General features: G+C 68.5%; 25 protein-coding genes and 1 pseudogene. 16 read left to right on the forward strand and 10 right to left on the reverse strand.

Going from position 1 to position 23,804, the window contains the following annotated elements; all coding sequences use genetic code 11:
• Nucleotides 1–36: 36 nt before the first annotated feature.
• From IU459_RS00065 to IU459_RS00090, 6 genes are all read left to right on the forward strand, one after another.
• Entirely contained in the window at nt 37–1,737 is a 1,701-nt protein-coding gene (locus tag IU459_RS00065; RefSeq protein ID WP_195127359.1) for an aldehyde dehydrogenase family protein, read from the forward strand.
• 75 nt (nt 1,738–1,812) lie between these two features.
• The gene (locus IU459_RS00070; protein ID WP_195127360.1) at nt 1,813–2,952 is read left to right on the forward strand and encodes a septum formation family protein; all 1,140 of its coding nucleotides are present in this window, start codon (nt 1,813–1,815) and stop codon (nt 2,950–2,952) included.
• 10 nt (nt 2,953–2,962) lie between these two features.
• Entirely contained in the window at nt 2,963–3,313 is a 351-nt protein-coding gene (locus IU459_RS00075; protein WP_195127361.1) for a metallopeptidase family protein, read from the forward strand.
• A 164-nt stretch (nt 3,314–3,477) separates the two neighbouring features.
• Nucleotides 3,478–3,789: a PE domain-containing protein gene (locus tag IU459_RS00080; protein ID WP_067468085.1), complete on the forward strand. Its 312-nt coding sequence runs from the start codon at nt 3,478–3,480 to the stop codon at nt 3,787–3,789.
• A 49-nt stretch (nt 3,790–3,838) separates the two neighbouring features.
• Nucleotides 3,839–5,002 carry a PPE domain-containing protein gene (locus IU459_RS00085; RefSeq protein WP_195127362.1) on the forward strand — a complete coding sequence of 388 codons (1,164 nt, stop codon included), beginning with the start codon at nt 3,839–3,841 and terminating at the stop codon, nt 5,000–5,002.
• Nucleotides 4,999–5,826: an ESX secretion-associated protein EspG gene (locus IU459_RS00090; protein WP_195127363.1), complete on the forward strand. Its 828-nt coding sequence runs from the start codon at nt 4,999–5,001 to the stop codon at nt 5,824–5,826. Before IU459_RS00085 ends, IU459_RS00090 begins: the two co-directional genes overlap by 4 nt.
• A 222-nt stretch (nt 5,827–6,048) precedes the next feature.
• On the opposite strand, the gene IU459_RS00095 is transcribed toward IU459_RS00090, so the two are convergent.
• The 3 genes from IU459_RS00095 to IU459_RS00105 form a co-directional block, all read right to left on the reverse strand.
• Entirely contained in the window at nt 6,049–6,714 is a 666-nt protein-coding gene (locus IU459_RS00095; protein ID WP_195127364.1) for a histidine phosphatase family protein, read from the reverse strand.
• Nucleotides 6,711–7,625, reverse strand: a complete 915-nt coding sequence (gene pheA, locus IU459_RS00100) for a prephenate dehydratase (protein WP_195127365.1) — start codon at nt 7,623–7,625, stop codon at nt 6,711–6,713. Before pheA ends, IU459_RS00095 begins: the two co-directional genes overlap by 4 nt.
• 93 nt (nt 7,626–7,718) lie before the next feature.
• Nucleotides 7,719–8,132 (reverse strand): hypothetical protein, encoded by a 414-nt coding sequence (locus IU459_RS00105; protein WP_195127366.1) that lies wholly within the window; start codon nt 8,130–8,132, stop codon nt 7,719–7,721.
• A gap of 414 nt (nt 8,133–8,546) precedes the next feature.
• On the opposite strand from IU459_RS00105, the gene IU459_RS00110 reads away from it, so the two are divergent.
• The 5 genes from IU459_RS00110 (at nt 8,547) to IU459_RS00130 (ending at nt 13,075) form a co-directional block, all read left to right on the forward strand.
• Complete coding sequence (locus IU459_RS00110) at nt 8,547–9,314, forward strand: DUF2470 domain-containing protein (RefSeq protein ID WP_195127367.1); 768 nt, start codon at nt 8,547–8,549, stop codon at nt 9,312–9,314.
• Between the two features lie 323 nt (nt 9,315–9,637).
• Nucleotides 9,638–10,432, forward strand: coding sequence for a CPBP family intramembrane glutamic endopeptidase (locus tag IU459_RS00115; RefSeq protein WP_195127368.1), 795 nt, complete (start codon nt 9,638–9,640; stop codon nt 10,430–10,432).
• A 114-nt stretch (nt 10,433–10,546) separates the two neighbouring features.
• The gene (locus IU459_RS00120) at nt 10,547–11,896 is read left to right on the forward strand and encodes an LCP family protein (protein WP_195127369.1); all 1,350 of its coding nucleotides are present in this window, start codon (nt 10,547–10,549) and stop codon (nt 11,894–11,896) included.
• Between the two features lie 10 nt (nt 11,897–11,906).
• Nucleotides 11,907–12,455, forward strand: a complete 549-nt coding sequence (locus tag IU459_RS00125) for a ferritin (protein WP_195127370.1) — start codon at nt 11,907–11,909, stop codon at nt 12,453–12,455.
• 71 nt (nt 12,456–12,526) lie between these two features.
• Nucleotides 12,527–13,075 (forward strand): ferritin, encoded by a 549-nt coding sequence (locus IU459_RS00130; protein WP_195127371.1) that lies wholly within the window; start codon nt 12,527–12,529, stop codon nt 13,073–13,075.
• A 326-nt stretch (nt 13,076–13,401) separates the two neighbouring features.
• Here IU459_RS00130 and IU459_RS00135 read toward each other — a convergent pair whose 3' ends face one another.
• From IU459_RS00135 to IU459_RS38275, 4 genes are all read right to left on the reverse strand, one after another.
• On the reverse strand, nt 13,402–14,322 hold the full coding sequence (locus IU459_RS00135; protein WP_195127372.1) for a DUF5926 family protein: 921 nt from the start codon (nt 14,320–14,322) through the stop codon (nt 13,402–13,404).
• A gap of 84 nt (nt 14,323–14,406) precedes the next feature.
• Nucleotides 14,407–15,174: a glycerophosphodiester phosphodiesterase gene (locus IU459_RS00140; RefSeq protein ID WP_195127373.1), complete on the reverse strand. Its 768-nt coding sequence runs from the start codon at nt 15,172–15,174 to the stop codon at nt 14,407–14,409.
• The gene (locus tag IU459_RS00145) at nt 15,171–16,220 is read right to left on the reverse strand and encodes a DUF4328 domain-containing protein (RefSeq protein WP_324198680.1); all 1,050 of its coding nucleotides are present in this window, start codon (nt 16,218–16,220) and stop codon (nt 15,171–15,173) included. The genes IU459_RS00140 and IU459_RS00145 overlap by 4 nt, the downstream gene beginning before the upstream one ends.
• An 18-nt stretch (nt 16,221–16,238) precedes the next feature.
• Entirely contained in the window at nt 16,239–16,610 is a 372-nt protein-coding gene (locus IU459_RS38275) for a rhodanese-like domain-containing protein (protein ID WP_440446445.1), read from the reverse strand.
• Between the two features lie 503 nt (nt 16,611–17,113).
• Between IU459_RS38275 and IU459_RS00155 the strand changes: the two genes are divergently transcribed.
• Nucleotides 17,114–17,725: a hypothetical protein gene (locus IU459_RS00155; protein ID WP_195127375.1), complete on the forward strand. Its 612-nt coding sequence runs from the start codon at nt 17,114–17,116 to the stop codon at nt 17,723–17,725.
• An 88-nt stretch (nt 17,726–17,813) separates the two neighbouring features.
• Here the strand turns inward: IU459_RS00155 and msrA are convergent, their stop codons facing one another.
• Nucleotides 17,814–18,494 (reverse strand): peptide-methionine (S)-S-oxide reductase MsrA, encoded by a 681-nt coding sequence (gene msrA, locus IU459_RS00160; protein ID WP_195127376.1) that lies wholly within the window; start codon nt 18,492–18,494, stop codon nt 17,814–17,816.
• A 237-nt stretch (nt 18,495–18,731) separates the two neighbouring features.
• Here msrA and IU459_RS00165 point away from each other — a divergent pair, with 237 nt between their 5' ends.
• The 3 genes from IU459_RS00165 to IU459_RS00175 all read left to right on the forward strand — a co-directional run bounded on the left by IU459_RS00165 (nt 18,732) and on the right by IU459_RS00175 (nt 21,263).
• Nucleotides 18,732–19,355, forward strand: a complete 624-nt coding sequence (locus IU459_RS00165; RefSeq protein WP_040772607.1) for a superoxide dismutase — start codon at nt 18,732–18,734, stop codon at nt 19,353–19,355.
• Nucleotides 19,356–19,662: 307 nt separating this feature from the next.
• Nucleotides 19,663–20,190, forward strand: a complete 528-nt coding sequence (locus IU459_RS00170) for a peptidase (RefSeq protein ID WP_195127377.1) — start codon at nt 19,663–19,665, stop codon at nt 20,188–20,190.
• Between the two features lie 296 nt (nt 20,191–20,486).
• Entirely contained in the window at nt 20,487–21,263 is a 777-nt protein-coding gene (locus IU459_RS00175; RefSeq protein ID WP_195127378.1) for a TMEM165/GDT1 family protein, read from the forward strand.
• A 325-nt stretch (nt 21,264–21,588) separates the two neighbouring features.
• On the opposite strand, the pseudogene IU459_RS39235 reads toward IU459_RS00175, so the two are convergent.
• A pseudogene (locus IU459_RS39235) lies at nt 21,589–21,804 on the reverse strand (TetR/AcrR family transcriptional regulator); the annotation flags it as partial.
• A gap of 210 nt (nt 21,805–22,014) precedes the next feature.
• Here IU459_RS39235 and IU459_RS00185 point away from each other — a divergent pair.
• Nucleotides 22,015–22,782 (forward strand): SDR family NAD(P)-dependent oxidoreductase, encoded by a 768-nt coding sequence (locus IU459_RS00185; protein ID WP_195127379.1) that lies wholly within the window; start codon nt 22,015–22,017, stop codon nt 22,780–22,782.
• Between the two features lie 50 nt (nt 22,783–22,832).
• On the opposite strand, the gene IU459_RS00190 is transcribed toward IU459_RS00185, so the two are convergent.
• Nucleotides 22,833–23,651: a class I SAM-dependent methyltransferase gene (locus tag IU459_RS00190; RefSeq protein ID WP_195127380.1), complete on the reverse strand. Its 819-nt coding sequence runs from the start codon at nt 23,649–23,651 to the stop codon at nt 22,833–22,835.
• Nucleotides 23,652–23,804: the final 153 nt, after the last annotated feature.

The raw sequence follows: 23,804 nt of genomic DNA on the forward strand, positions 1-23,804 counted from the left end.
GGTCCATCGGCGTGTAATCACGCGCATAGTGGGCTTGTGGGCACTCCATTCGACGAGACCGCCATCGACAACGCGCTGGCCGACCTCACCGCGGGCGAGAAGGCGTGGGCCGCGACCCCGCTGCGTCGCCGCCGCGAACTGCTCGACGAGCTGCACGCAAGGACCGGCCGGTTCGCCGAGGACTGGGTGCGGGCCGCGTGCGTCATCAAGGGCCTCGACGAGGATTCGCCGCTGGTCGGCGAGGAATGGATGTCCGGACCGCTCGCCCTGCTGCAGGCCACGGCAGCGCTGTCGGCGACGCTGGCCACGCTGGAAGCCGGATACAGCCCGCTGACCGGCATCGCGCTGAAGGAGGCGCCGGGCGGCCGGGTAGCGGTGCCGATCCTTCCGCACGGCGTCTACGACCGGCTGCTGCTCAACGGTTTCAGCGGCGAGGTCTGGCTGCGTCCCGGCGTCGACGCCGACACCGCGCGCAGGCGGGCCGGACTGGCGCAGCTGGATCCCACCGCGACCGGCGGCATCGGCGCCGTGCTCGGCGCGGGCAATATCACCTCGATCCCGCCGCTGGACGCGCTCTACGAGCTGTACGCGCACAATCGGGTGGTCGCGCTGAAGCTCAATCCCATCACCGACCCGCTGTTCACGGTGTTCGAGATGGTGTTCGAGCCGCTGCTCGAACTCGGCGTGCTGCGGATTCTCACCGGCGGCGCCGAGCAGGGCGGTTACCTGGTGCACCACCCCGACGTCGCGCATGTGCACATGACCGGCAGCGCGAACACCCACGACGCGATCGTGTGGGGCGCCGGCCCCGAGGGCGCGCAGCGCAAGAAAGGCAACCAGCCGCTGCTGGACAAACCGATCAGCAGCGAACTGGGCGGCGTCTCGCCGACCATCGTGGTGCCCGGCGCCTGGTCCGACGCCGACCTGCGCTACCAGGCCGCGCACGTGGCCACCCAGCGGCTGCACAACGGCGGCTACAACTGCGTGGCGGCGCAGACGGTCGTGCTCAGCGCGGACTGGGACCGCAAGGACGAGTTCCTCGACGAGCTGCGCCTGGCCCTGGAGCGGGCGCCGCAGCGAACGGCGTATTACCCGGGCAGCGATGCGCGCGTCGCCGGCGCGCTGGCGTCGTATCCGGAGGCCGAGCGCCTCGGCGCGGGCCGCGTGCTGATCGACCAGTTGCCGCGCACCGACACCCCGCTGCTGCGCACCGAGTACTTCTCTCCGGTGCTCGGGGTGGTGGAGCTGCCTTACGTGGGCGGTGAGTTCCTGCAGCGCGCGGTGGACTTCGCGAACGCCGAGCTGACCGGAACCCTCGGCGCGAACGTGATCGCCCCACCGACGACCATCCGCAGGCTCGGTACCGCCTTCGACCGCGCGATCGAGCGGCTGCGCTACGGCGCGATCGCGGTGAACACCTGGACCGGGCTGGCCTTCCTCGCACCGCGCGCCGCCTGGGGCGCGTTCCCCGGCCACAGCCTGGACGACGTGCAGAGCGGAATCGGCGTGGTGCACAACGCCTTACTGCTCGACGACGTCGAGCGCACCGTGGTGCGCGGTCCGTTCCGGCCCGCGCCGCGCTCGCTACTCGGCGGTGAACTCGCCCTCTCGCCGAAACCGCCGTGGTTCGTCGACAACGCCACCGCCGCGACCACTGGGCGCAGGCTCACCGAGTTCTACGCCGGCGCCAACCCCGCCAGGCTGCCCGGCGTCTTCCTGTCGGCGCTACGGGGCTGAGCCCCGCGACCGGCTGCCGCGCCGATAGGGCCAGGTCGTGGCACCACGGGACGGACACTGCCATGATGGACCGCGATGTCCTCCGAACCTGTGTCCCGATCCCGCCGAGCGCCGAGGCGCGGCGCGTCCTCGCGCGCCGACGCGGCACGCCGCTCGTTCGGCTCGGCCAAGGCCGCGCTCGCCGACAGCAATCTGCGCGACGTGCATCTGTCGGCGCGCACCTTGCGCTGGGGTCTGCTCGCGGTGGCCGCGGGCGCCGTGGTCGCGGCCCTGGTGACGCTGTTCGTGACCGGATTCGACAACGAGAAGGGCCTCGAGGCGCACAATCCCGCCTCGCCGCTGCAACCGGTACTGGACAAGGAGTTCGGCACCGCGGCCAAGGGCGACTGCCTGAGCTGGACCAAGCCCGACCGCTCCGACCTGGTCAAGGTGAACTGTTCCAGCAAGCACATGTTCGAGGTCGCCGCCGACATCGACATGAGCAGGTATCCGGGCAAGGAGTTCGGCCCCGGCTCGCGGTTCCCGGACTCGCTGCGGCTCACCGAGCTCAAAGAAGAGCACTGCGTGCCGGCCGTGCAGAAATACATGTCCGGTCGCTTCGATCCCCGCGGCAAGTACATCGTCGGCCTGATGTACCCCAGCCCGGACGGCTGGCAGCACGGTGACCGCACCTTGCGCTGCGGGCTGCAGATCGCGGCCAGCGTCGGCACGCCGCCCTCGGTCGGCAGCGCCAAAGAGCACGACCAGTCCAGGGTGTACGAGTCCGGCATGTGCCTCGGCATCAATCAGAACCTGCCCACCGATCCGGTGGACTGCGCGCAGCCGCACGCCGTGGAGATAGTCTCCACCGTCGACCTCGGGGCCCACTTCAACGGCGGCCCGCCGCCGAAGGAGGAGCAGGACAAGTTCGTCGAGGAGGAGTGCACCCGCACCTCGACGGACTACCTGGGCGGACCGGACGTGATCCGCAACAAGACGCTGACGCTGTTCTTCGACTACATCGACGCTCGCAGCTGGATGGCGGGCAGCCGCAAGCTGGACTGCATGATCGGCAAGGGAGCCGACCAGGAAGGTTTCGCACCGATCACCGGTTCGGCCAAGGGCGACATCCTGATCAACGGCCAGGCTCCGGTGCCGCCGCCGAACAACGGACGCTCCACGCCGGCGCCGCTGCCCGGCGCCGCGCCACTGCCGCCGCAGCCGCGGCCGAGGTAGCCGATCGCCGATGCCCGTCTCGATGTCCGACGACCGATTCGAGGAATTGGTCGGCGACGCACTGGATCTCATCCCGCCGGAGCTGGCCCGCGCGATCGACAACGTGGTCGTGCTGATCGAGCCGCGCAATCCGGATGACCCACATCTGCTGGGGCTGTATCACGGCATTGCGCTCACCGAGCGCGACAGTCAATACGGCGGAGCGCTTCCCGACACCGTGACGATCTACCGCGAGGCCATCCTCGAGCTCTGCGCCGAAGAGGCGGAGGTCGTGGAGGAGGTGGCGATCACCGTGATCCATGAGATCGCACACTATTTCGGGATTGACGAAGACCGCCTGCATCAGCTGGGATGGGGCTAATCTTTACCGAGTCGTATTGCGTACCCACAGCCATGGGTGTGTAATCGGCAGGGAGATCGAAAAGTTGGGGATTCGATGGAACCGATCGCGTTGCTGTCGCGTCCTATCACTCGAAGGGGGAATTCTCGTGGTTCCGCCCCACAGCCACTAGAAGGAGTCGAGTCATGGTTGGACATGTACTGATCGCACCCGAAGCCATTCTCGCCGCCGCGGCCGAGCTCGACCTCGTCGCCGACCGGCTGGCCGCCGCCGCGGCGATCACCGCGCCCGCGACGCACGTATTGCCTTCTGGCGCTGAGGAAGTCTCGTTCGTCAGCGCCAGCCACTTCAACCAGGGGGCGATGTCCCACGACCGCGCGATCGCACAGGCGATTCTGGAGTGCCACCACGCCGCGGCAACGCTGCGCATGCAGTTGGCCCAGCACGTCGCGGGCGACGTGGTGCGTGCCGCGGGCATCAGCGCCTTCCAGGTCTAGGTCCGCGACCGAGACCGTCAGCAACATTCATTCAGGGGAGTAGTCAAACATGGTTGCAGGAGTCACCGGCGTGATCTGGGCGGCTCGGCCGTCGGAGATCAATTCGGCCACCTTACACGCGGGCGCGCACGCGATTCCCATCTCGGCCGCCGCCACTGCCTGGGGCGGGCTCACCGCCGCCTGGGTCGACGCGACGACAACCGTCGCCAGGGTGATGGCCGAACTCGGCATCGGCATGCAGGGCGTCAACGGTATCGCCGCGTTGAGCAAACTCACCGGCTTCCTCGGCTGGTCCGAACAGCAGGGCGTGCAGGCAGCCGCGATGGGCGCGAAGGCCGCGGCGAACGCCACCGCCTACACCGTCGCCGCGCTGGCTATGCCGAGCCCGCCGGAGATCGCGGCCGTCAACGCCGCCTTGATGGCGTCGGCGAACCCGCCGGGTGTGGTGACCGGCGCCTTCGAGGCCGCGGAGATCGCCAGGCACGCCATGGACATCCGTGCCGCGCTGGTCATGGAGACCTACGAGGCCGCGACAAGCGCCATGGTCGCGACGCCCGCGGAGTTCCTGACGCCGCCGCCGATCGCCGCCGGCGCCGGAACCGCGACGCCCGAACAGGCGGCGAACACCGCCTCCGAGGTCCCGGCCGATCCCATCCAGGCCGCCGTCGCCGCCACACAGGCGTTCTTGAGCAACCCCGGTGTGGCGAGCGCCGCCACGCAGGCGGCTCAGGCCGTCGGATCGATCGCCACCACCGGTGTTTCGACGGTCGGGAATGTCGCGGGCAGCGCGATCGCCGCGGCGACCACCAGCGCTCCTGCCGTGTCGGGCTTTGCGCCGATGGCCATGGGTGCCGGTGCGGCCGCCAGTGGCGCTGCCACGACGCGCGCGGTGTCGTTCACCGGCATAGGGTCCGCGGCGGGCGCGAACGGCTCCCTCAAGCTCCCGGAAGGCTGGGGCTCGAGCGGCGCGATCGGTGGCTCCACACCGACCCAGGAGACCAACGCGGCCAACCGTGTCGACGCGGCGCCGGTCCGGCAGTCGAACATGGGCAATGGCAACCCGTTGCTGGGGAACCAGGCCCGCAGCGACGAGGACGACGAGACCGAGCACAACGGCCACGACTACCTGCGGTCGACCGAGCACTTCAACGACGGCCGGTTCGCCGCCGACGGAGTCATCGGCGGCGGTGACATCAGCGGGACGGTTAGGTGACCGTACTCGGTGCGGGCCGCGACCCATCGACGCTCGAGGCGGTCGTCCTGTCGCTCGACGAAATGCAGTTTCTCATTGAGAAACTGCAGATCGAGGTCCCCGTCGTGTTGAACGCGCGGGGACGCTACGACAACATGACCGACCACCGGACGGCGATGGACGCGGCCGCCGAGTCTCTGATCCAGCGCGAGCTTCTCCTCGATGACGTAGTGCACAGCGATCTGGAGAATCGGCTGCGCGCGCTGAACCGCCCGCACTGGATCATCGCGCTGCGGTTGGTCGTCGATGGGTGGGTAAGTCGCTTCTGTCTGGCGAAGGGCGTCGATCTTCCGGTCGTCGCCCTTCGCGGGCGGGACTCCTACGTCATCGACGAGGCCGGGATCGATCTGCCCGCCACGGTGCTCGCGGCGCTCGGCTATGCCGAACCGCTCGAGCTCTACGGCATGAACGTTCCCACCGAAGAGCTCGCCACGATCTTCGGAGACACCGGTGACGCCGCCGCCACCGCGGCACGCCTGGCAAAGGCTGGCAACCCCCCGAGCGACGCGAAGACTTTGGCCGCGGCCTTGGTCGAGATCCACTCGTATGCCGAGATCGTCGGCGTGGTGTACGGCGACGGCACCAGAGACGTGGCCGATAACCACATCGCCGTATTCAACACGCGCGCAGGGCGATTCATCGCGACCGCGAGCAAGTCCGACGACGGCGTCAAGTGGAGTTCACTCAGCACCGGAACCGCGGCTCGATTGCGCACGGCGATACAAGATCTGATCAACTCGCTGCCGGAACGCGAAGATTTCCCACGGAATCCGAAACTGTCCTGAGTGCCGTAAGCGCCCAGCTCTCGGACGTAGTCCGTCTTCAGCCCGCACATGCCAGAGCAAAGGCACGCAGGTACGCACGACGCGCACGGCCGGAGCGAAGGCAAGCAGATACGCAAAACGCGTACGGCCGGAGCGAAGGCGAAGTCCGCAAACGCGGAGGGCCGGAGCGAAGGCGGGAAGCAGGCAAAACGCGCACGGCCGGAGTGAAGGCGAGGGTTACGCCTAACCCATCGGGTCGTCGGAGGTCGGCGCGACGTCGTATCCGAACGGCGGCGTGAACCGGCCCCAGCGGATGCACTCCCACTCGCCGCCGGGCATCGGGACCAACTCGATGGTTTCGGTGTTGTCCAGGTGGTTGTTCGTGGTGAACGGCGGTTGCACACCGGCGAGTGTGCGACCGACGAGCCGCATGGCGGCGCCGTGACTGACCACCATCACATCGCCCGCACCGTCATTGGGTGTCAAGTAGGTAGCCCGCAACTGCGCGATCGCGGGAAGAAAGCGGTCCAGGACATCCTGGGCGGATTCTCCTCCCGGCACCCGCAGCCCGAGATCGCCTTCGTGCCAGGCGCGATAGATCCGCTGGAAGGTGCGATGGGCATCTTCGCTGTGCTGCCCTTCCAGGTCACCGGCCTGTACCTCGTGCAGGCCGTCGAGCACCATCGCCGCCACGCCGGTAGCGGCCTCGATGTAGCTCGCGGTCTGCCTGGCGCGCAACGCCGCCGAGGAGAACAGCACCTTCGGCGGCCGGAGCAGGCCCTCGCCGAACGTCTTCGCCTGTGCCGCACCGCGTTCGGTGAGCGGCAGTCCCGGCACCTTGGTATCGAGCAGCTTGGCGACGTTTCCCTCGGTCTCACCGTGCCGGACCAGAATCAACCTACCGATCATAGGTCCGCCATCCCCTTTCTCAACTGAATCAACCACTCCGCCGCCGCTTCGTCCGACGGCGGCGGCGTGCCGGTTGCCGAGGTCGCCGGCCAGGATCCGAGGAAACGGATCCGTGCCGTGCGGTGCAGCGCCTTCAGCGCCTCGGCCACCGCCGTGTCGTCGATGTGCCCGACACAGTCGAGATAGAAACGGTACGTACCCATGCCGGTTCGGGTGGGACGGGATTCGATCCTGGTCAGATCGATTCCACGCGTGGCGAACTCCGCGAACGCTCGCATCAGCGAACCCGGCACGTTCGGCAGCTCCAGCACGATGGACGTGCGGTCCGCGCCGGTGGCGGACGGCGCCACCGTGGGCCGGGTGCACAGCACGAAGCGCGTGATCGCCTGCTCATGGTCGGCGACGCCGGAGGCCAGCGCGATCAGCCCGAGCCGTTCCCCTGCCAGCGCGGTCGAAACGGCGGCATCCGCGTGGCCCGCCACCACGTCTTCGGCCGCGGCGGCATTGGACGCCGAGATGTAGGACCGCGCCTGCGGCAGGTGCCGGGCGACCCACAGCCGTACCTGGGCGGCGGCCACCGGGTACGCGGCCAGAGTCCGCACGTCCGCCAGGGTCCTCCCCGGCTTGCCGAGGATCGTGAAGCTCACCTCGAGCTCGGTCTCGGCGACGATCTGCAGACGCGGGCCGATCGCCAGGGAGTCCAGCGTCGCCGAGATCGACCCCTCGACAGAACTCTCGATCGGGACCACGGCACCATCCACGTCGCGGGAGCGGACCAGGTCCAACGCGGCCCCTTGGCTGGGCGCGGCGACCCGCTCCACGGGTCCGTCGAAGGCTCCCGAGGATTCGAGTTGAGCGAGGGCCATCTCGGTGAACGTTCCGGACGGCCCGAAGTACGCGATTCGCGGCACGGTTACGAGATTACTGGCGAGCCCGCCGGCTCCCCACGGATTGCGACGGCTGGACCGGCGCACGGCAGTGTCCTGCGCTCGCCGGACGGGTGCTCAGCCGCGGCTGAGCACCCGCAATGCGTCGATGAGACGGTCTGTGTCCTCGGTTTCGATGGCGAGGAGTACCGATCGGACGGCCTCCACCGCCGGTGGCTTCAGCGAACTCAGAAACGCGACATCGGGCCTGCTCAGGGCGGTGTGGATGTCGTCGCCGCACAGGGCGGCGGCCGTGGCCGCGACGATGGCGACGGCACGCTGACCCGAGGAGGTCCGAGCGACGAAGCCGGTATCGGAGTGTGCCGCGCCCGCGAGGAAGCCGGCGATGTCGGCGTCCGGCGAATCCAGGTCCAGGATCGGCGCCGCGGCGCTTGCGCCGCGGTTGCGGACCAACCCGTCGACCAGACTGCGCCGCGCGGGCGTCGACAGCGTTACCAGCACCGGTTCCCCGGCTTCCGTCCTTTCCGACACGCACTCACGGTAACAACCCTGACACCGCCGTTACCCGGCGGCGAGGTCACCCGCGGCCCCACCCGCACCGGCAACCAGCCCCCACCGGCAACCCACACCTGCGACCAGCCCGCACCCGCAACCCACACCGCGCGGCCAGCCCGCACCTGCGGCCAGCCCGCACCGGCAACCCACACCCACACCCACACCCACACCGGCACCGGCACCGGCACCGGCACCGGCACCGGCACCGGCACCGGCACCGGGCGATGGTCGCAGCCATTGCCAGCGGTGCACGCTGCACCACGCATTTGTAGCGATCTGCTATCCGCGAAGTCCGTCCCGCTCAGTCGGATCGAAACACTTGCAGAACGCGTTCGTGTCACTTAGCTTAGGGTAACCTAAATGAAGCGCGATCGAGCACCGGAGGTTTGCATGCCGCGTCCGACCCCGACCGTCGCCCCGTGCACCGCCGAGCGGGTGCGCAGCGCGTGTGTCCATGCGGAGCAGGCGGTCCTGGCCATGCCGGGCATCGATCCGACGGCCGCGTCCGTGCATCACGTGCGGCCGTGCGGCGACGCGGTGATCGCGGTGCCGACCGCGTCGGTCGCGGCGATCCTGGCGGGCAACTCCGGCGAGCACGGGGCGCCCGCGGTGCTGGAACTCACCGACCACGCGCCGCTGCCGCTGCGCGAGCCGGTACGCGCGCTGGTCTGGCTGCGCGGCTGGGTCCGCGCCGTGCCCGGGCAGGCGCAGCGCGCTCTGGCCACCGAAGTGGCGAAGGAGAACCCGCATCCCGGACTGCTCGACGTCGGCTTCGGCGCGACCCTGCTGCGGCTGGTGATCAGCTCCGCGGTGGTGGCCGACTCGACCGGGGCCGAGTCGGTGAGCAGCGACGAACTGCGGCTGGCACAGCCGGATCCGTTCTGCGCCATGGAATCCGCGTGGCTGCAGCACCTGCATGCCGACCACGCCGACATCATCACGCAGCTGGCCAGGCACCTGCCGCCGCGCCTGCAACAGGGCATCGTGCACCCGCTGGCCATCGACCGCTACGGACTCACCCTCCGCGTCGAAGGACTCGACGGCGACCACGACTTCCGCCTCCCGTTCAGCGCCCCGGCCGACGACATCGAGGCACTCAGCCGCGCCGTGCGCACCCTGGCCGGCTGCCCGTTCCTCAACGGCTTGCGCCGCATCTGACCCGCCGGCTCCCGAAGCCCGCCGCAGCCAACACGCCCGCGGTTCCCCCACCCGGCGATCCGGTTTCCCTGCCAGCCGATCTGCAGGCCGCTGACCAGACAGACACTGGCGGTGCTATCCCTCTTCGCGGCGAGCTCAGCGCTCGGGCCTCGACCCAGCCGAGCTGGGCGTTGGAGACCGCTGGCGAGCTGGCGCCTGACCTCGACCGGGTGCACCGATCTCGTCCACCTTCGATGTCGCGACATCGACGCCGAGTTCGGATCGCGGGGTTCCGACCCCGACGTGCCGCGCGCCACGCATGGCCAGCGCAATAGATTCGACCCATGCGTGCGGAGTCCGGTGCCCAGTGGGACGAGGCCGAGCCGACCGATCGGGAACGGTTCGCGCTCAAACTCGAGATCGCCGTCGTGCTGCTCGTCACCTTCGGCCTCAGCGGGCTGAACGCGGCGCTCTCGCTGATGGAAAGCGCGCTCGCGCCGGGCGGGGTCGGTGGGCGGACCATCGCGCTGAACCCGTCGCGATCGACTCAGTCCACCATCGACCTGCTGTTTCAGCTGCTCAGCGTGCTGCGGCTGGTCGGATGGGCGGCGCTGGGACTGTATCTGCTGTGGCGCGGCGGGCTCGGGCCGCGACTGATCGGACTGGCGAACCGCATCCGGTGGCGTTCGGACGTGCTCCCGGGCATGGCTCTCGCCGCGCTCATCGGAGTGCCGGGCCTGGGGCTGTATCTCATCGCGCACGCGCTAGGAGTCAGCGTGACGATCGTGCCCGCCTCGCTCGGCGACTACTGGTGGCGGCTGCCCGCGCTGATCCTGTCGGCCTGCGCGAACGCCGTGGCCGAGGAAGTGATCGTGGTGGCGTTCCTGCTCACCCGGTTACGCCAGCTCGGCTGGTCGGCGCACTCCGCGCTGCTGGCCTCGGCGCTGCTGCGCGGCAGCTACCACCTGTACCAGGGGCTGGGCGGCGGGCTCGGAAACATTGTGATGGGCGTCATCTTCGGTCGCTATTGGCAGCGCACGAATCGGCTGTGGCCGCTCATCCTCGCGCACGCGACTATCGACGCGGTCGCCTACATCGGCTATACCGTTCTGCGCGGCCATGTTTCGTGGCTGCCGTAACTCAACTGTGCCCTCCGGGCCGCTAACGGCCCGGTCCCGTAGGCGAATTACCAAACAGCAGGCCGCTGTACGCATGCGGCACCCGATGACCGCCCGATAAGTAGAGTCTCAGTGATGAACGGCGACGACCCCCAGCGCAATGCGCGAGCGCGCCGGATGCCGCCGCCAGGTAGGCCCGGTGAACCCCCGATGCGGCGGCGCATGCCTCCCCCGGGGCCAGGCGGACCGCCGCCGATCGAACCCACCCAGGTGATGCGCCGCGACGGGCCACCCCACCCGCCGCCGCTGGCATATTCGCAGGTCCCGCCGGAACAGCGCAGGCCGCCGCAGGCGCGCAGGCATGCCCCCACCCAGCGTCCGGTCCCGCATCGCGAGGGTCCCCCGCACGCACCCACACAGCGTCCGGTCCCCTTCGACGAGGGGCCGCCCCACGCGCCGACGCAGAAACCGCGACGGTATCGCGAAGGCCCGCCGCCGGTACCCCCGCGCGGCGTGCGCCCTGCCCAGGCGCCGCGACCGCGCCGCAAGCGCCACCCCTTCCGCTGGTTTCTGGTGATCCTGCTGGTACTGGTTGTCGCCGCTGTGGGCGCCGTCATCCAGCTGGACAACTCGCTCAACCGCATCCCCGCGCTGGCGAACTACGCCAAGCGGGTCGGCAACACACCGGGCACGAACTGGCTGCTGGTCGGCTCCGACGGACGCGGCGGGCTGACGCCCGAGCAGGAGCAGGAACTGGCCACCGGCGGCGAGGTGGGTCCGGAGCGCACCGACACGATCATGCTGGTGCACGTCCCCGAGTCGGGCAAGACCACCCTGGTGAGCCTGCCGCGCGATTCCTACGTCAGCATCCCCGGCCACGGCAAGGACAAACTCAACGCCGCGTTCGCCCTCGGCGGCCCGGCCCTGCTCGCGCAGACGGTGGAAATCGCCACCGGGCTGCGCCTCGACCATTACGCGCAGATCGGCTTCGGCGGCTTCGCCAGCGTGGTCGACACGCTCGGCGGCATCGATGTCTGCGTGCCGAAACCGATCGACGACCCGCTCGCCGGCATCGATCTGCCCGCGGGCTGCCAGCGCCTGAACGGGCCGCAGGCGCTGGGCTTCGTGCGCAGCCGCGCCACGGCGCTCGCCGATCTGGACCGGATGAACAATCAGCGGATCTTCATGACTGCCCTGCTGGAGAAGGCGACCAGCAGCGCCACGCTGGCCAACCCGTTCAAGCTCTGGCCGCTCGCATCGGACACCGCGAAGTCGCTGAAGGTCGACAATGGCGACCACATCTGGGACCTGGGCCGACTGGCCTGGGCGCTGAAAGGCGACACGATCGCGACGGCGGTCCCGATCGGCGGGTTCGACGACACCGACAGCGGCAACGTCGTGCTCTGGGACAAGGACAAGGCCAGCCGGTTCTTCGACGCGCTGGCCAGCGACCAACCCGTCCCGGAGGACCTGCTGACACGGTAGCGTCGGTGCCATGCCGGATACCGATGTGGCTCAGTCCTTTCCCGACTTGCTCCGCGCGCAGATCCGTCACGGGTTCACCGCCGCCCAGCAGTATCTCGCCGCCGCCGTGTACTTCGACTCGAACCGGTTACCGCAACTGGCTGGAGACGCCTACGCCCGGTCGCGCCAGCAGTACGCGAACGCGCTGCGCATGGTGCAGTACCTGCTCGACCGCGATCTGGAGGTGCGGATCGGCGGGCTGGAGGAGATCCATTCGACCTTCGACGGCCCGCGCGCCGCGATAGCTTTGCTGCTGGATGCCGAGCAGACCCGCAGCACGCAGATCAGCGACTTGGCCCGAGCGGCCCGCACGTCCGGCGACTACCTGGGTGAACGATTCGTCCAATGGTTCCTCGAGGAACAGGTGAAGAACGTCGCCGGGATGACCACGCTGCTGACCGTACTCGACCGCGCCGATGGCCAACTGTTCGACGTCGAAGAGTTCGTCGCGCGCGAACTGCGGCCGGGACCGCGAGCCGATATCCAGGCGCCGAAAATTGCGGGCGCCGTAAAGAATTAATTAGGCAACACTAGCCTCAATAAGGCTGCACTTGGATGACATACGTTGTGACCAGCGCTAATGTCACTGCTATGTCAAGCCATCCGGAATCCCCACGCAGCAAATTCCACAGCCTGTTGCACGACCAGATCCGGCACGAATTCAATGCCGAGCATCAGTACATCGCGATTGCGGTGTGGTTCGACAATGCCGATCTGCCGCAGCTGGCCAAGCGGTTCTATGCGCAGGCGGTCGAGGAACGCAACCACGCGATGATGATCGTGCAGTACTTCCTGCACCGGGATATCAGTATCGAACTTTCCGGCATCGACGCCGCGAAATCCCGGTTCGACCATGCCCGTGAACCGATCGCTCTGGCGCTCGCCCAAGAGAAGACCGTCACCGAGCAGATCGTCCAGTTGGCGAGCACCGCCCGGGAAGAGGGCGACTACCTCGGCGAACAGTTCATGCAGTGGTTCCTGAAGGAACAGGTCGAGGAGGTCGCCAAGATGACGACCCTGCTCAACATCGCCGACCGCGCCGGGTCGAATCTGTTCGACCTGGAGGAATTCGTCGCCCGGGAAATCAGCGGCCCGAGCGATGCCTCCGGCGCGCCTTCGGCGGCGGGCGGCTCCATCTGACCGCGTTCGCCGGAAAAGGCAAACAGACCCAGCTCCACTAGGAGCTGGGCCCGTTTCCGTTTCAGCGAGATACCCGGCATAAAAGTGCTGGACATTGCCCTGGCCAACATCCACAGTGCATTACGCGTGCCCCGGCCATCATTAGTTCGGTAAGTCTATCCTCACCCGCCGGCATTTGGTTCGGCCGAGAATCCCGCACCGGACAATGTATTAGCGACGAGCTCGTCTCCACTTCCGAGCGACCGCCGCGGACGCAATGAAGTCGCCGGCGGCAGTCGCTCGCACGACGGCCATAAAGCGCCGCGAGCGCTGCGAAATCGAACAGCTCAGCGCAGCGTGACCTGACGCGACCGCAGTCCGTCGCGGGAACGCCGTTCGTCGGCCGTCAACGGTGCGTCGACGGCCAGCGCCTCGGACAATCGGGCGCCGAACTCGACCACCGGCTTCACCCACTCGTCGGGGTGCCGCTCGCGGTCCAGGTCGAACACGGGAACGAGCACGCCGTGCGTGCGGAACGAACCGGCGAATCGGGAACCCTCACCCAGACTCAGGCCGCCCTTGGCGTGCACGCGGGCCAGTGCCAGCATCAGATCGTCCTCGTTCTCGGGCCGCACCCAGCGGATGTGCGCCTTCTCGCCCGCGTCCACCCACCACGCGGCACCGATCGCGTCCGCGTCCAGGGCGAGCCGCGCGGACGGCATGATCGCCTGCTTGGCCTGCTCGATGGTCGCCGCCACCTGCGGATCGGGCTCGACGCCCTCCGGCACCCACCAGTCGAAGTCCTGGTGCACGGTCACGTCCAGGCTCGCGGCAGGTTCGATGACATCGGCCAGCCGCGGGCCACCCGCGACGCTCTCCACGGAACTCAGCGAGTCACCTGGCTCGGCGGACTGCGTCCACAGAATCGCCGCGGCCAGATCGGCGGCCGGGTCCGCGCCCTGGAACTGCACCTGCGCACCTACGTAGCCGCTGGGCTCGTCACCGGCACGCACCAGGGCGGCCACCGCGCCGGGCAGCACCGTGGCGAGCACGACCGGACGTTCGGCGGCGATCGCGGGCGACAGCGTCAACCGCGCCGTGGCCGACGGAACGAACTCGCGCAGCGCGACCAGGTCGCACTCCGCGGCCAAGCCCTCGAACGGACGCGTGACGGCCTGCGCCGCCTGCTCCAGCGCCGCCCGGCGCTCGGCGAGACGCTGCGCCCGGTTCCCGCCGGGCTTAGGACTGTTGCGCTTGCTCTTACCCACGAGGGGTCAACCTACAGGGTGCTGTGTTGGTTTCGGCAGCGCCTGCGGCACTGCGTGTTCGCGGCGCGGTCTCGCGTAACCGGTTCAGGCGGCGCTGAGCAGCGACTTGGTGCGTCCCGGGTGGTTGGTGGCGACCCAGCTGACGCCGAGATCGGCGCAGAGCTGGACGTCGCCGGGGTCGTCGACGGTCCAGCAGTAGGTGGCACGGCCCGCGGCGGCCGCCTTGTCGACCAGATCGGGATGGTCGCGCAACGTCTTCACCGAGGGGCCGACGGCGGTGGCGCCGACCGTCGTCGCAGCGGATCCGCCCAGGTAGCGCGATGACTCGCCGAGCAGAACGGTGGGCAGCAGCGGTGCGGCGCGGCGAATGCGCCAGACCGCGGTAGCCGCGAAGGACATCACCACCGCACGGGAGTGGTCGGCCGAGGCGGGGGTGGCGATGCCGAATCGCTGGAGCTCTGCCAGCAGCTTGTTCTCCACCAGCGCGCCATAGCGGACGGGGTGCTTGGTCTCGATGAACAGTTTGGTCGGCCTGCTGCGCCAGTCCAGCACCAAGCTGATCAGCTCGCTGAGGGTCAGCACCGAGGCGGGCGCGCCGTCGGCGCCGAAGTCGAGCGCCCGCAGTTCATCGAGAGTCATCTCGCTGACCAGCCCGCTGCCCGAGGAGGTTCGGTCGACGGTACGGTCGTGCACGCAGACCAGATGCCCGTCCCTGGTCAGCCGGACATCGCATTCGACGCCGTCGGCGCCTTCCCGCAGCGCCAGCTCGTAGGCGGCGAGCGTGTGCTCGGGTCGCGCCGCCGAGGCGCCTCGATGCGCGACGACGAATGGCGCGCGACTGCCCTGGCTCACTTGGCCATAACCTCCTCCTGCTCACGGTCCTGAGCAGCGTTGTCCTCGCGCGCGGACGCGCCGGTCGTCGTGGGCGCCGAGTCGGGCGTGCCGCCTGGCTGGACGGGCGCGATCACCGGTACGGCGGGGTCGACCGCGATCAGCCAGCGGCGCGCGGCCCGCCCGCGCCCGAGCAAATCACGTCCCTCGATCGTCCGCAGCACCCACAGGGTCAGCAGCGCTACCACGGCGGCGACCGCGTCGGTGAACGCCGTGAACAGCACTCCGTCCGCCTTGGCCTGCAACGAGTCCGCGTTCCGCCACAGCAGCGCGGCCAGCGCGACGCCGCCGCCGAAAACCCAGGTCACCCACCAGATCCGAATCGCGCGCCGCGATCGCGGGTCACCGCGCAGGGCCGCCACCTCGGCCATGAAGACCCCCGGCCACAGCAGGTTGAGCACCGGAACCAGGCAACCGAAGGCGATCAGCCGCGGCGAACGCGGGTCGCGCCGCCCCGCCTCGGCGTAGGCCGCCTGCCTGATCTCGATCAGCCTGCCCACCACGGCCACCGCCGCCAGCAGCGCGAACACGAGCGCCAGCGCTCCGGCCACCACGACGAACGCGTCGGAGGCGAACAACACCGCGGGATGGATCAGGCGCGTGCGGTTTCGCAGCAGAACCGAGTAGCGCGCCAGCTCGGCGAGAGCCGCGAGCACGAAGACGCCCACGGTCGCGACGAGCAGCTTGGTCACCGAATCGGTGAGCCTGCCGAGCGCATGGCGGGGTGCGGCCCCGGCCTGCGGCGGCGCGTCGATCAGACCCCAGCGCGGTATTTGCGCGTAGCGGGGCGTCGGCGTGGCCGCCAGCACTGCGCCGGGCGATGGCGCCCTACGCGTCCGGTGATCGGGTTTGCGTGCCACCCAGCGGTAGTTGCGGCGGTCGGCTGGCGCGTCGATCGGCGCGGGCGAGAGGAGCACGCCGCGGCAGCGTGGGCACCAGTGCATCGGCGCCCCTTGCACGGCCCAGCGCGCGCCGCAGCGCGCACAAGGTTGCACCACCGTACTCACGCGCACCTCGTTCCTTCGTCAGTAGATCTTCGCCTCGTGGTCGCCACCCGCGACCAGGGGGCGTCCCGCCTGCTGCCATGCCACCATGCCGCCGCGAACCTGGATGGCGTCGTATCCGATATGCGTCAGATATTCGACCACCTGCAGGGACCGGCCGCCTTGCCGACAGACGACATAGAGGTCCGCGTCGTATTCCAGCTCGTCGATCCGGGCGGGCACGTCGACCATCGGGATGTGGATCGCACCCGGCGCATGTCCGAGCCGCCACTCGTCGTCCTCGCGCACGTCGAGCAGAATCGGGCGCGGCGCGTCGGCCGAGGCGGGCGCGCTGCTGTCGAATTCGGCAGGCACCTCCGCGACCGTGACCGACGGAACGTGGGGGCTCGTCACAGATCCGATACTGCCATGGGGCGCTGGATACCGTGCAGTTCCGGACCCGGGGACGAGCTCGACAGCGGGCAACGACTTCGGGTATGTTCTCCTCTCCGGAACTCGACCACGGCCCCACTCCATGCTGGTTGTGCATAACTCGGTCGAAGTTATCCACATAATCCACAAGCTGATCCACAAGACGCGGCTATGGAAGAGCGCGCCACCGAAAGGGTGCGGCTATCGAGCAGCCAATCGATCACACCTTTTCCGTACCCACGGCCCGGAACCACCCCGGCTTCGACGTTCGCCCCCTGGTGTGCCCCGTGTGAGCGATGCGAATGACCGATCCGGGACTCCCCTCCTGACCATCCCGGAGCGGCCATTCGTCGCCGACATCGAAGCCTGCGGCCGAAGAGGCTCCGATATCTACTTGGACGGCGCGGGCACTCATTCGGTTCCATGAAAATGGGAACGCCGCTGAAATACGGGGTTACCGTCGCGAGGGTCGGTAGCCTGGGCTTATGAACGTGAGCAGGGGGCTACTCGACGGAATGGACACCGCCGGCCTCAACGTCGCGCTGTCGGAGGCCACGTGCCTCGGCCTCGCGGTGGACGAGGCGGCCAATCAGCTACGACTCGACCTGGAAGTGCTGACACTCCCCGAGCACGGCACGGCATCGGAGGACTACCGGGTCCAAGTGACCTTCACCGGCGTGAGCCGGATCGCCGCCTCGCTGCGGGCACAGCACTGGGACGATCTGGAGCCGCGGGTGCTGCCGCTGCAACTGGACGGCTTGGACGAGGCCATTCGCAGCTTCGGCGGCGGGCGGCTGCACGGCTGGGAATTCATCGACCTGGACGACAGCGGCTGGGCGCTGTGGAGCGAACTGCTCAGCTTCGACACCCGGATCGACGACCACAAATCCGCGCACGTTCTGGAGTTCTCACAGGAGGAGGGCATCGATCCGCGCGAGCTGGACGTCCGGGTGTGGTTCGACGGCATCACCGTTCACGACGCGCAGGGCAAGCAGATCCCGCTGGCGGATTTCATCGCGAATGGAGTTCGCTGGTGGAAGGCACACGACGCGGGCGACCCGCGGGCAACCCGGCCCGGGATCGCTCCACCGCTGTAACCGCCTGCCCCGGACCGAAACGACGCGCGTCACCGGGTTCCGCGCATCCGGTCCACCGGATGCGCGGTTCTCCGTCCGGCCGGGCGGGTCAGGCGCCCAAGCCCACCGGGCAGCTCACGCCGGTAGCGTGCACCGGGCAGTATCCGCCCGGGTTCTTCGCCAAGTACTGCTGGTGATAGCCCTCGGCGTAGTAGAACGCCGGCAGTCCGGGCAGCGCCGTGATCTCCGTGGTGATCTCGCCGTAGCCGGCGGCGGACAGTCGCTTTCCGTACGCCTCGGCCGTCACGCGGGCGAGATCGGCCTGCTCGGCGTCCAGCGTGAAGATGGCCGAACGGTACTGCGTGCCACGGTCGTTGCCCTGCCGCATGCCCTGGGTTGGATCGTGGTTCTCCCAGAAGTGCTTGAGGACGCCCGCGTAATCGATCACCGCGGGATCGAACACGACGAGCACGGATTCCGTGTGGCCGGTCCGCCCGCTGCACACCTCTTCATACGTGGGATTCGGTGTGTACCCGCCGACATAGCCGACCGCGGTGGTGTATACCCCGTCGAGTTCCCAGAATCCCTTTTCCGCGCCCCAGAAACAGCCCATCGCGACGACCGCGACCTGCATGCCGTCCGGAAACGGCGGATGGATCGGGTGACCGTTCACATAGTGGGTATCCGGCACCTCGAGCGGATCGGCCCGGCCGGGCAGAGCTTGTTCGGGCGTGACCATGGCGGGTTCGGGGAGGCTGAGACGCCCCACTAGTTCGTCGTACCACGACATGGTTCGATGCTACGCGTGCGTTTCCAGTGGTGCCGATGTTCGTGATGTGACGATCCGCGACCCGTCCGCTGGCGGGCGAACAGCGCTTCGCCATCGTAAAGCGATGCGATGTGCGGTTCGGGCGGCGTCACCGGAATGCGCGGGCGTCAGCCCAAGTTGGAATCGACCGGGTGTACGAATGATGGTTGGCTGTGCTCTGGACAACGGGCACACCAGCCCGACATAGGAAGGGACATCGTGGCTGAGTACACGCTGCCAGATCTGGATTACGACTACAGCGCCCTGGAGCCCCACATCTCCGGGCAGATCAACGAGCTTCATCATTCCAAGCACCACGCCGCTTACGTCGCCGGTGCGAACGCCGCACTGGAGAAGCTGGAAGCCGCTCGGGAGTCGGGCGATCACAGCGCCATCTTCCTGAACGAGAAGAACCTCGCCTTCCACCTGGGTGGCCACGTCAACCACTCCATCTGGTGGAAGAACCTCTCCCCCAACGGCGGTGACAAGCCGGTCGGCGAGCTGGCCGCGGCGATCGACGACCAGTTCGGCTCGTTCGACAAGTTCCGCGCGCAGTTCACCGCGGCGGCCAACGGTCTGCAGGGCTCCGGCTGGGCGGTGCTCGGCTTCGACACCCTCGGCCAGAAGCTGCTGACCTTCCAGCTCTACGACCAGCAGGCCAACGTCCCGCTCGGCATCATCCCGCTGCTGCAGGTGGACATGTGGGAGCACGCTTTCTACCTGCAGTACAAGAACGTCAAGGCGGACTACGTCACCGCGTTCTGGAACGTCGTCAACTGGGCCGACGTGCAGGAGCGGTTTGCCAAGGCGACTTCGCAGGCCAAGGGTCTGATCTTCGGCTGAGCCGTTCGGAACACCGGTACCGGGTCCGCGAACCCCTCGCGCCGCGCGCGGCTGGGTTCGCGGACCCTTCCGTTTCCGGACCGACGCGGGCGCTTTGCCGACGACACCCGCGATCGCCGCCGCTCCGGGTTCGGCCAGGTAGAGCGGAATCCACTCAGAGCACAGCCGGATAGCTTCCCGTCCGGCGGCAGCTGGCCCGATTGGCACTCTTTGGTACTTGTGTGCCAGGTGATTCGTGGTTCATATTCGGGAATCCAGAGAAAAAGGACGGGCAAGGCCGCCCCCGGTTCCACAACGGGAGGCAGAAATGCGCACGAACGAACCCATCGGCATCACGCCGTTCCACTCGCGTGGGTCGCTGCGGGGCTTCGTCATCTCCGGCCGCTGGCCGGACACCACCAAGGAATGGGCCCAAGTCCTCGTACTCGCGGTACGTGTGGCCACGCTTCCCGGGTTGCTGACGACCTCCACGGTGTTCGGTGTGCGTGAGGAGCTACCCGACGACCCGGCCCCAGGCACGGTCGGTTTGGTGCTGGCCGAAGGTCCCGTGCTCGGCGAGGAAGCCGTGCAACCCGGCCGGTTTGCCACACATGTGCCGCCTGCCCTGCTGATGCTGCATCCCCCGTCCGAAACCCTGCCGTCGCTGCCCGAATGCGCGGGCGCGGCATCCGGCTGCGTACTGCTGCCGGGCGTGCCGCATCTGGGGCTGGAGCACCGCGCCGCGTGGGCCGAGGCGGAGTCCGACGGGACGGTCACGTCGCTGGTCAGCCGGGTCGGCCTGGACCCGATCAGTGATCCCGACACCGCGGTTCTGGCTATGCTGCTGGCCGCGTGAGGGTAACCGAAACCCCTCGCGTGGATCGCCAAACTTATTGCGCGCATTGCGATTTCGATTACATCGAGTTGGCGCGGAGAATCCGGCGGGGTAGAGTCGGGGACAGCGAAGGGGAGTAGCCCCCAATTGCACAGTCGACATACTGACCCGCAGCCCCACCTGGGCCCGGGTCCGGCTGTGTGAACCGGCATCCATCCGGTGGGCGAGACCTTCGGCCCGGACAACCGTTTCGTTGTCGGCCGGAGGCTACCCGTATCTCCGACCGGCAGGCCGGAGACCTTGGAGCAAAGCCACACATGATCGCCACCGTATTGCTGAGCGTCGGCATCGTCTTTCTCGCCGAGCTGGGAGACAAGTCCCAGCTGATGGCGCTGACGTTCGCCCTGCGCTATCGCTGGTGGGTAGTGCTGGGTGGCATCGCGACGGCCACGGCGGCGGTGCACTTGATCTCGGTCGGTGTCGGCCACTTCCTCGGTACGGCGCTACCCACCCGGGCGATCGCCCTGGTCGCCGCCATCACCTTCCTGGCCGTCGGCCTGTGGACCTTGCGTGAGCACTTCGGCCCCGCCGACGAGGAACCGGAGCCGAAGGCGCCCAAGACCGCGAGCGCACCGTTCTTCGTGGTGCTGTCCGCGTTCCTGCTGGCCGAACTGGGCGATCGGACCATGTTCGCGACCGCGGCGCTGGCCACCGACTTCGACTGGGCGGGCGTCTGGCTCGGCTCGACGATCGGCATGGTCGCCGCCGACGCGCTGGCTATCGCGGTCGGCATCCTGGTCGGCAAGCACCTTCCGGAACACGCGATCGGCATCGGCTCGGGCTTGCTGTTCCTCTACTTCGGTGCGGCGACATTGCTCGGCGCGGCCGCACCGGCCCTCCACGGCGGCGCGGTGGCCGGGTTAGCGGCGCTCGCTCCCGCGCTGGCCGGTGTGGCGCTGCTGCTCAGACGGGCGGTTCGCCGGAATCTTCCAGCGCCACCCCGTACAGATCTCCACCTCGACGCACCAGATCCAGCAGCGGTTTCCGCAGCGCGAGCAGACCGTCCGAGTCACCGGCCGCGATCCGAGCGGTGACCATCGACCCCACCGCGGCGGCAAGGGTCTGGCAGGCGAAGCGCTGCTGTTCGGTCCGCGCTTCGAGCACGTCGGCGATCAAACCGACGAACAACTCCTGCAGCTGGGCACGGCGCGCGATGGCCGCTGATCCCACCGCGAAGACCTCGACCAGGAACAGCCGTGCGCTGGCCGGATCGTCCACCAGATGCAGGAGGTAGGCGCGCAGGATCCGGTCCATTCGTGCCACGGGCTCGGTGCCCTCTGCCGAGACCTCTTCCGCCTCGGTGGCCTCGGCGATCCGATCGAGCAGTAGCCGCACGGCACGCTCGTAGGCCGCCTCGAAACAATCCTCCTTGGAGCGGAACTGCTCGTAGAAGGTTTCCCGGGACACACCGGCCCGCTTCAGGATCGCCGCAACCGACGTTCCGATATAGCCGTTTTCGGCCATGGCCTCGGCTGTCGCGATCAGGATCCGCTCGCGTTGCGAGGCGATCACCTGCTCCCGCGGCAGGCCGTGCCTGCCGCGCGGGAGGCGGGCGCTGATGGCCGATTCGGTCATGCGGTGACTCCGGTATCCGGTCGAGCTGACGTGGCCGCTCCATTCTGCGGGGTTGTTTCGGGTGGCATGTCCGACAGGGTGCTCCCCTGGCCGGGGAGCCGTGCCTTGGCTCCGGCGGTGCGCGGGGCTGCGGACAGACTACGTTCGAGCGCGCCTACTAAGGTGCAATTGACGAAGGGCCAACTGGCTGTCACGAACGAGAGGACCATCGTGGAGATTTCGGGTTCCGCCGCCATTGTCACCGGGGGCGCATCGGGCCTAGGCGCCGCCACCGCCAAGCGTTTCGCCGAACTCGGCGCCACCGTCTTCGGCCTCGATGTGCCGCAGTCGATCGAGCGCGCCGGCGACAACGTGCCCGACGGGGTCACCCTCATCGCGGCCGATGTCACCAGCAACGACGAGGTGAGCGCGGCCGTCGAGCAGGTCGTCGAGTCCGGCACGCCACTGCGCATCGTGGTCAACTGCGCGGGCGTCGGCTGGGCGGGACGCATCCTGTCCAAGAACGGCCCGCACGACTTGGAGCTGTTCCGCACGGTCATCACGGTGAACCTGCTCGGCACCTTCAACGTCATGCGGCTGGCCGCCGACGCGATCGCGAAGACCGACACCGTGGACGAGTACGGCCAGCGCGGCGTCATCATCAACACCGCCTCCGTCGCCGCGTTCGAGGGCCAGATCGGCCAGATCGCCTACTCGGCGTCCAAGGGCGGCGTGCACGGCATGACCGTTCCGGCCGCGCGCGACTTGGCTCAGTTCGGCATCCGGGTGAACACCATCGCCCCCGGCATCATCGACACCCCGATGCTGGCCGGCGTCACCGAGGAGTACCGCAAGGGGCTCGAGGCGGGCGTGCCCTTCCCCTCCCGCCTCGGCCGTCCGGACGAGTACGCGCAGCTGTCGCAGTACATCGTCGAACACGACTACCTGAACGGCGAGACCATCCGCATGGACGGCGCGCTGCGCATGGCCCCGCGGTAATTCCGCTTACCCGGCTGCGCGCGGTCTGCGGAATGCCGCGCGCGGCCGGTTCAATCCTGCGGCTTGTGCCCGATGCCGAGGTACGCGGTGGTGGACAGCGGACAGTTCGGCCGGTACTTCTCCGCGAGATATGCCTGCATGACCGCGGCTCGCTGGGCCCAAACCTCCGCACTGACGCTGTGGCGCATGAGTTCCAGCGGCGCGCTGCTGCGCACCATGGTCTCCCACATCTGCGCCGGGCTGTCGAAGGTGAGCGCGATCGAATGCCGCTGAATCGACACGGCTTCGAAGCCCGCGCCCCGCATCTCCGATTCGAAGACCTCCGGGTTCTCCAGGCTCAGGAAATTCGGCTGCGGCTCCTGGATGTCCGGGTCGGCCGCGGCCAGGGCTCCGAACATCATCCGCATGAGCGGCGAGTCCGCGACCGGCGCCCAACTCGACACCACCGCCGTGCCGCCCGGCCGCAAGACCCGGAACAACTCGGCGAATCCCCTGGCCCGCTCGGGGAAGAACATCAGACCGAACATCGAGAACGCGGCGTCGAACCGATCGGACTCGAACGGCAGATCCTGCCCGTCACTCACCTGGGCGCGGATATTGGTCAGCCCGGCGGCAGCGGCGTCCTTCGCCAGCCGCGCGATCATCGGCTCGGAGAAATCGATCGCCTCGACCACTGCCACCTGCTCGGCGGCCAGCATGCTGAGTGTGCCAGGGCCCGCCGCCACGTCCACGACCTGCGACGTGGGCGACAACGAGGCGAACTCGAGCGCGCGGGCCGAGAACGGCCGCATGATGGCGGGCGCGAAGTCGGCGTATCCGTCGGCGACAAGGTCCCACGGCTCAGCGACGGCAAGCGGGTTTCCGGACATGTTCGGACGATCCTTTCAGCCATCCCCATCTAACCGCGCCACACCGGGGACGAACTCCCCAGTTCTGCGAATATGCCATCTCGAGCGCCTCGGAAACCGCGAAATGGCCGAAACAGCGTCCCGCGGCCCGCCGCGACCGGAGGACATCACGGT

Source organism: Nocardia amamiensis, assembly GCF_015477605.1.
In the GTDB taxonomy this organism is placed as follows: domain Bacteria; phylum Actinomycetota; class Actinomycetes; order Mycobacteriales; family Mycobacteriaceae; genus Nocardia; species Nocardia amamiensis_A.

Excerpts from the sequence above, each read along its gene's own strand:
- IU459_RS00070 (WP_195127360.1), top strand. The coding sequence starts at position 1,813 with ATGTCCTCCGAACCTGTGTCCCGATCCCGCCGAGCGCCGAGGCGCGGC.
- msrA (WP_195127376.1), bottom strand. The coding sequence starts at position 18,494 with ATGTCGTGGTACGACGAACTAGTGGGGCGTCTCAGCCTCCCCGAACCC.
- IU459_RS00130 (WP_195127371.1), top strand. The coding sequence starts at position 12,527 with ATGTCAAGCCATCCGGAATCCCCACGCAGCAAATTCCACAGCCTGTTG.
- IU459_RS00125 (WP_195127370.1), top strand. The coding sequence starts at position 11,907 with ATGCCGGATACCGATGTGGCTCAGTCCTTTCCCGACTTGCTCCGCGCG.
- IU459_RS00175 (WP_195127378.1), top strand. The coding sequence starts at position 20,487 with ATGATCGCCACCGTATTGCTGAGCGTCGGCATCGTCTTTCTCGCCGAG.
- IU459_RS00075 (WP_195127361.1), top strand. The coding sequence starts at position 2,963 with ATGCCCGTCTCGATGTCCGACGACCGATTCGAGGAATTGGTCGGCGAC.
- IU459_RS00115 (WP_195127368.1), top strand. The coding sequence starts at position 9,638 with ATGCGTGCGGAGTCCGGTGCCCAGTGGGACGAGGCCGAGCCGACCGAT.
- IU459_RS00190 (WP_195127380.1), bottom strand. The coding sequence starts at position 23,651 with ATGTCCGGAAACCCGCTTGCCGTCGCTGAGCCGTGGGACCTTGTCGCC.
- IU459_RS00170 (WP_195127377.1), top strand. The coding sequence starts at position 19,663 with ATGCGCACGAACGAACCCATCGGCATCACGCCGTTCCACTCGCGTGGG.
- IU459_RS00095 (WP_195127364.1), bottom strand. The coding sequence starts at position 6,714 with ATGATCGGTAGGTTGATTCTGGTCCGGCACGGTGAGACCGAGGGAAAC.
- IU459_RS00110 (WP_195127367.1), top strand. The coding sequence starts at position 8,547 with ATGCCGCGTCCGACCCCGACCGTCGCCCCGTGCACCGCCGAGCGGGTG.
- IU459_RS00085 (WP_195127362.1), top strand. The coding sequence starts at position 3,839 with ATGGTTGCAGGAGTCACCGGCGTGATCTGGGCGGCTCGGCCGTCGGAG.
- IU459_RS00155 (WP_195127375.1), top strand. The coding sequence starts at position 17,114 with ATGAACGTGAGCAGGGGGCTACTCGACGGAATGGACACCGCCGGCCTC.
- IU459_RS00120 (WP_195127369.1), top strand. The coding sequence starts at position 10,547 with ATGAACGGCGACGACCCCCAGCGCAATGCGCGAGCGCGCCGGATGCCG.
- IU459_RS00080 (WP_067468085.1), top strand. The coding sequence starts at position 3,478 with ATGGTTGGACATGTACTGATCGCACCCGAAGCCATTCTCGCCGCCGCG.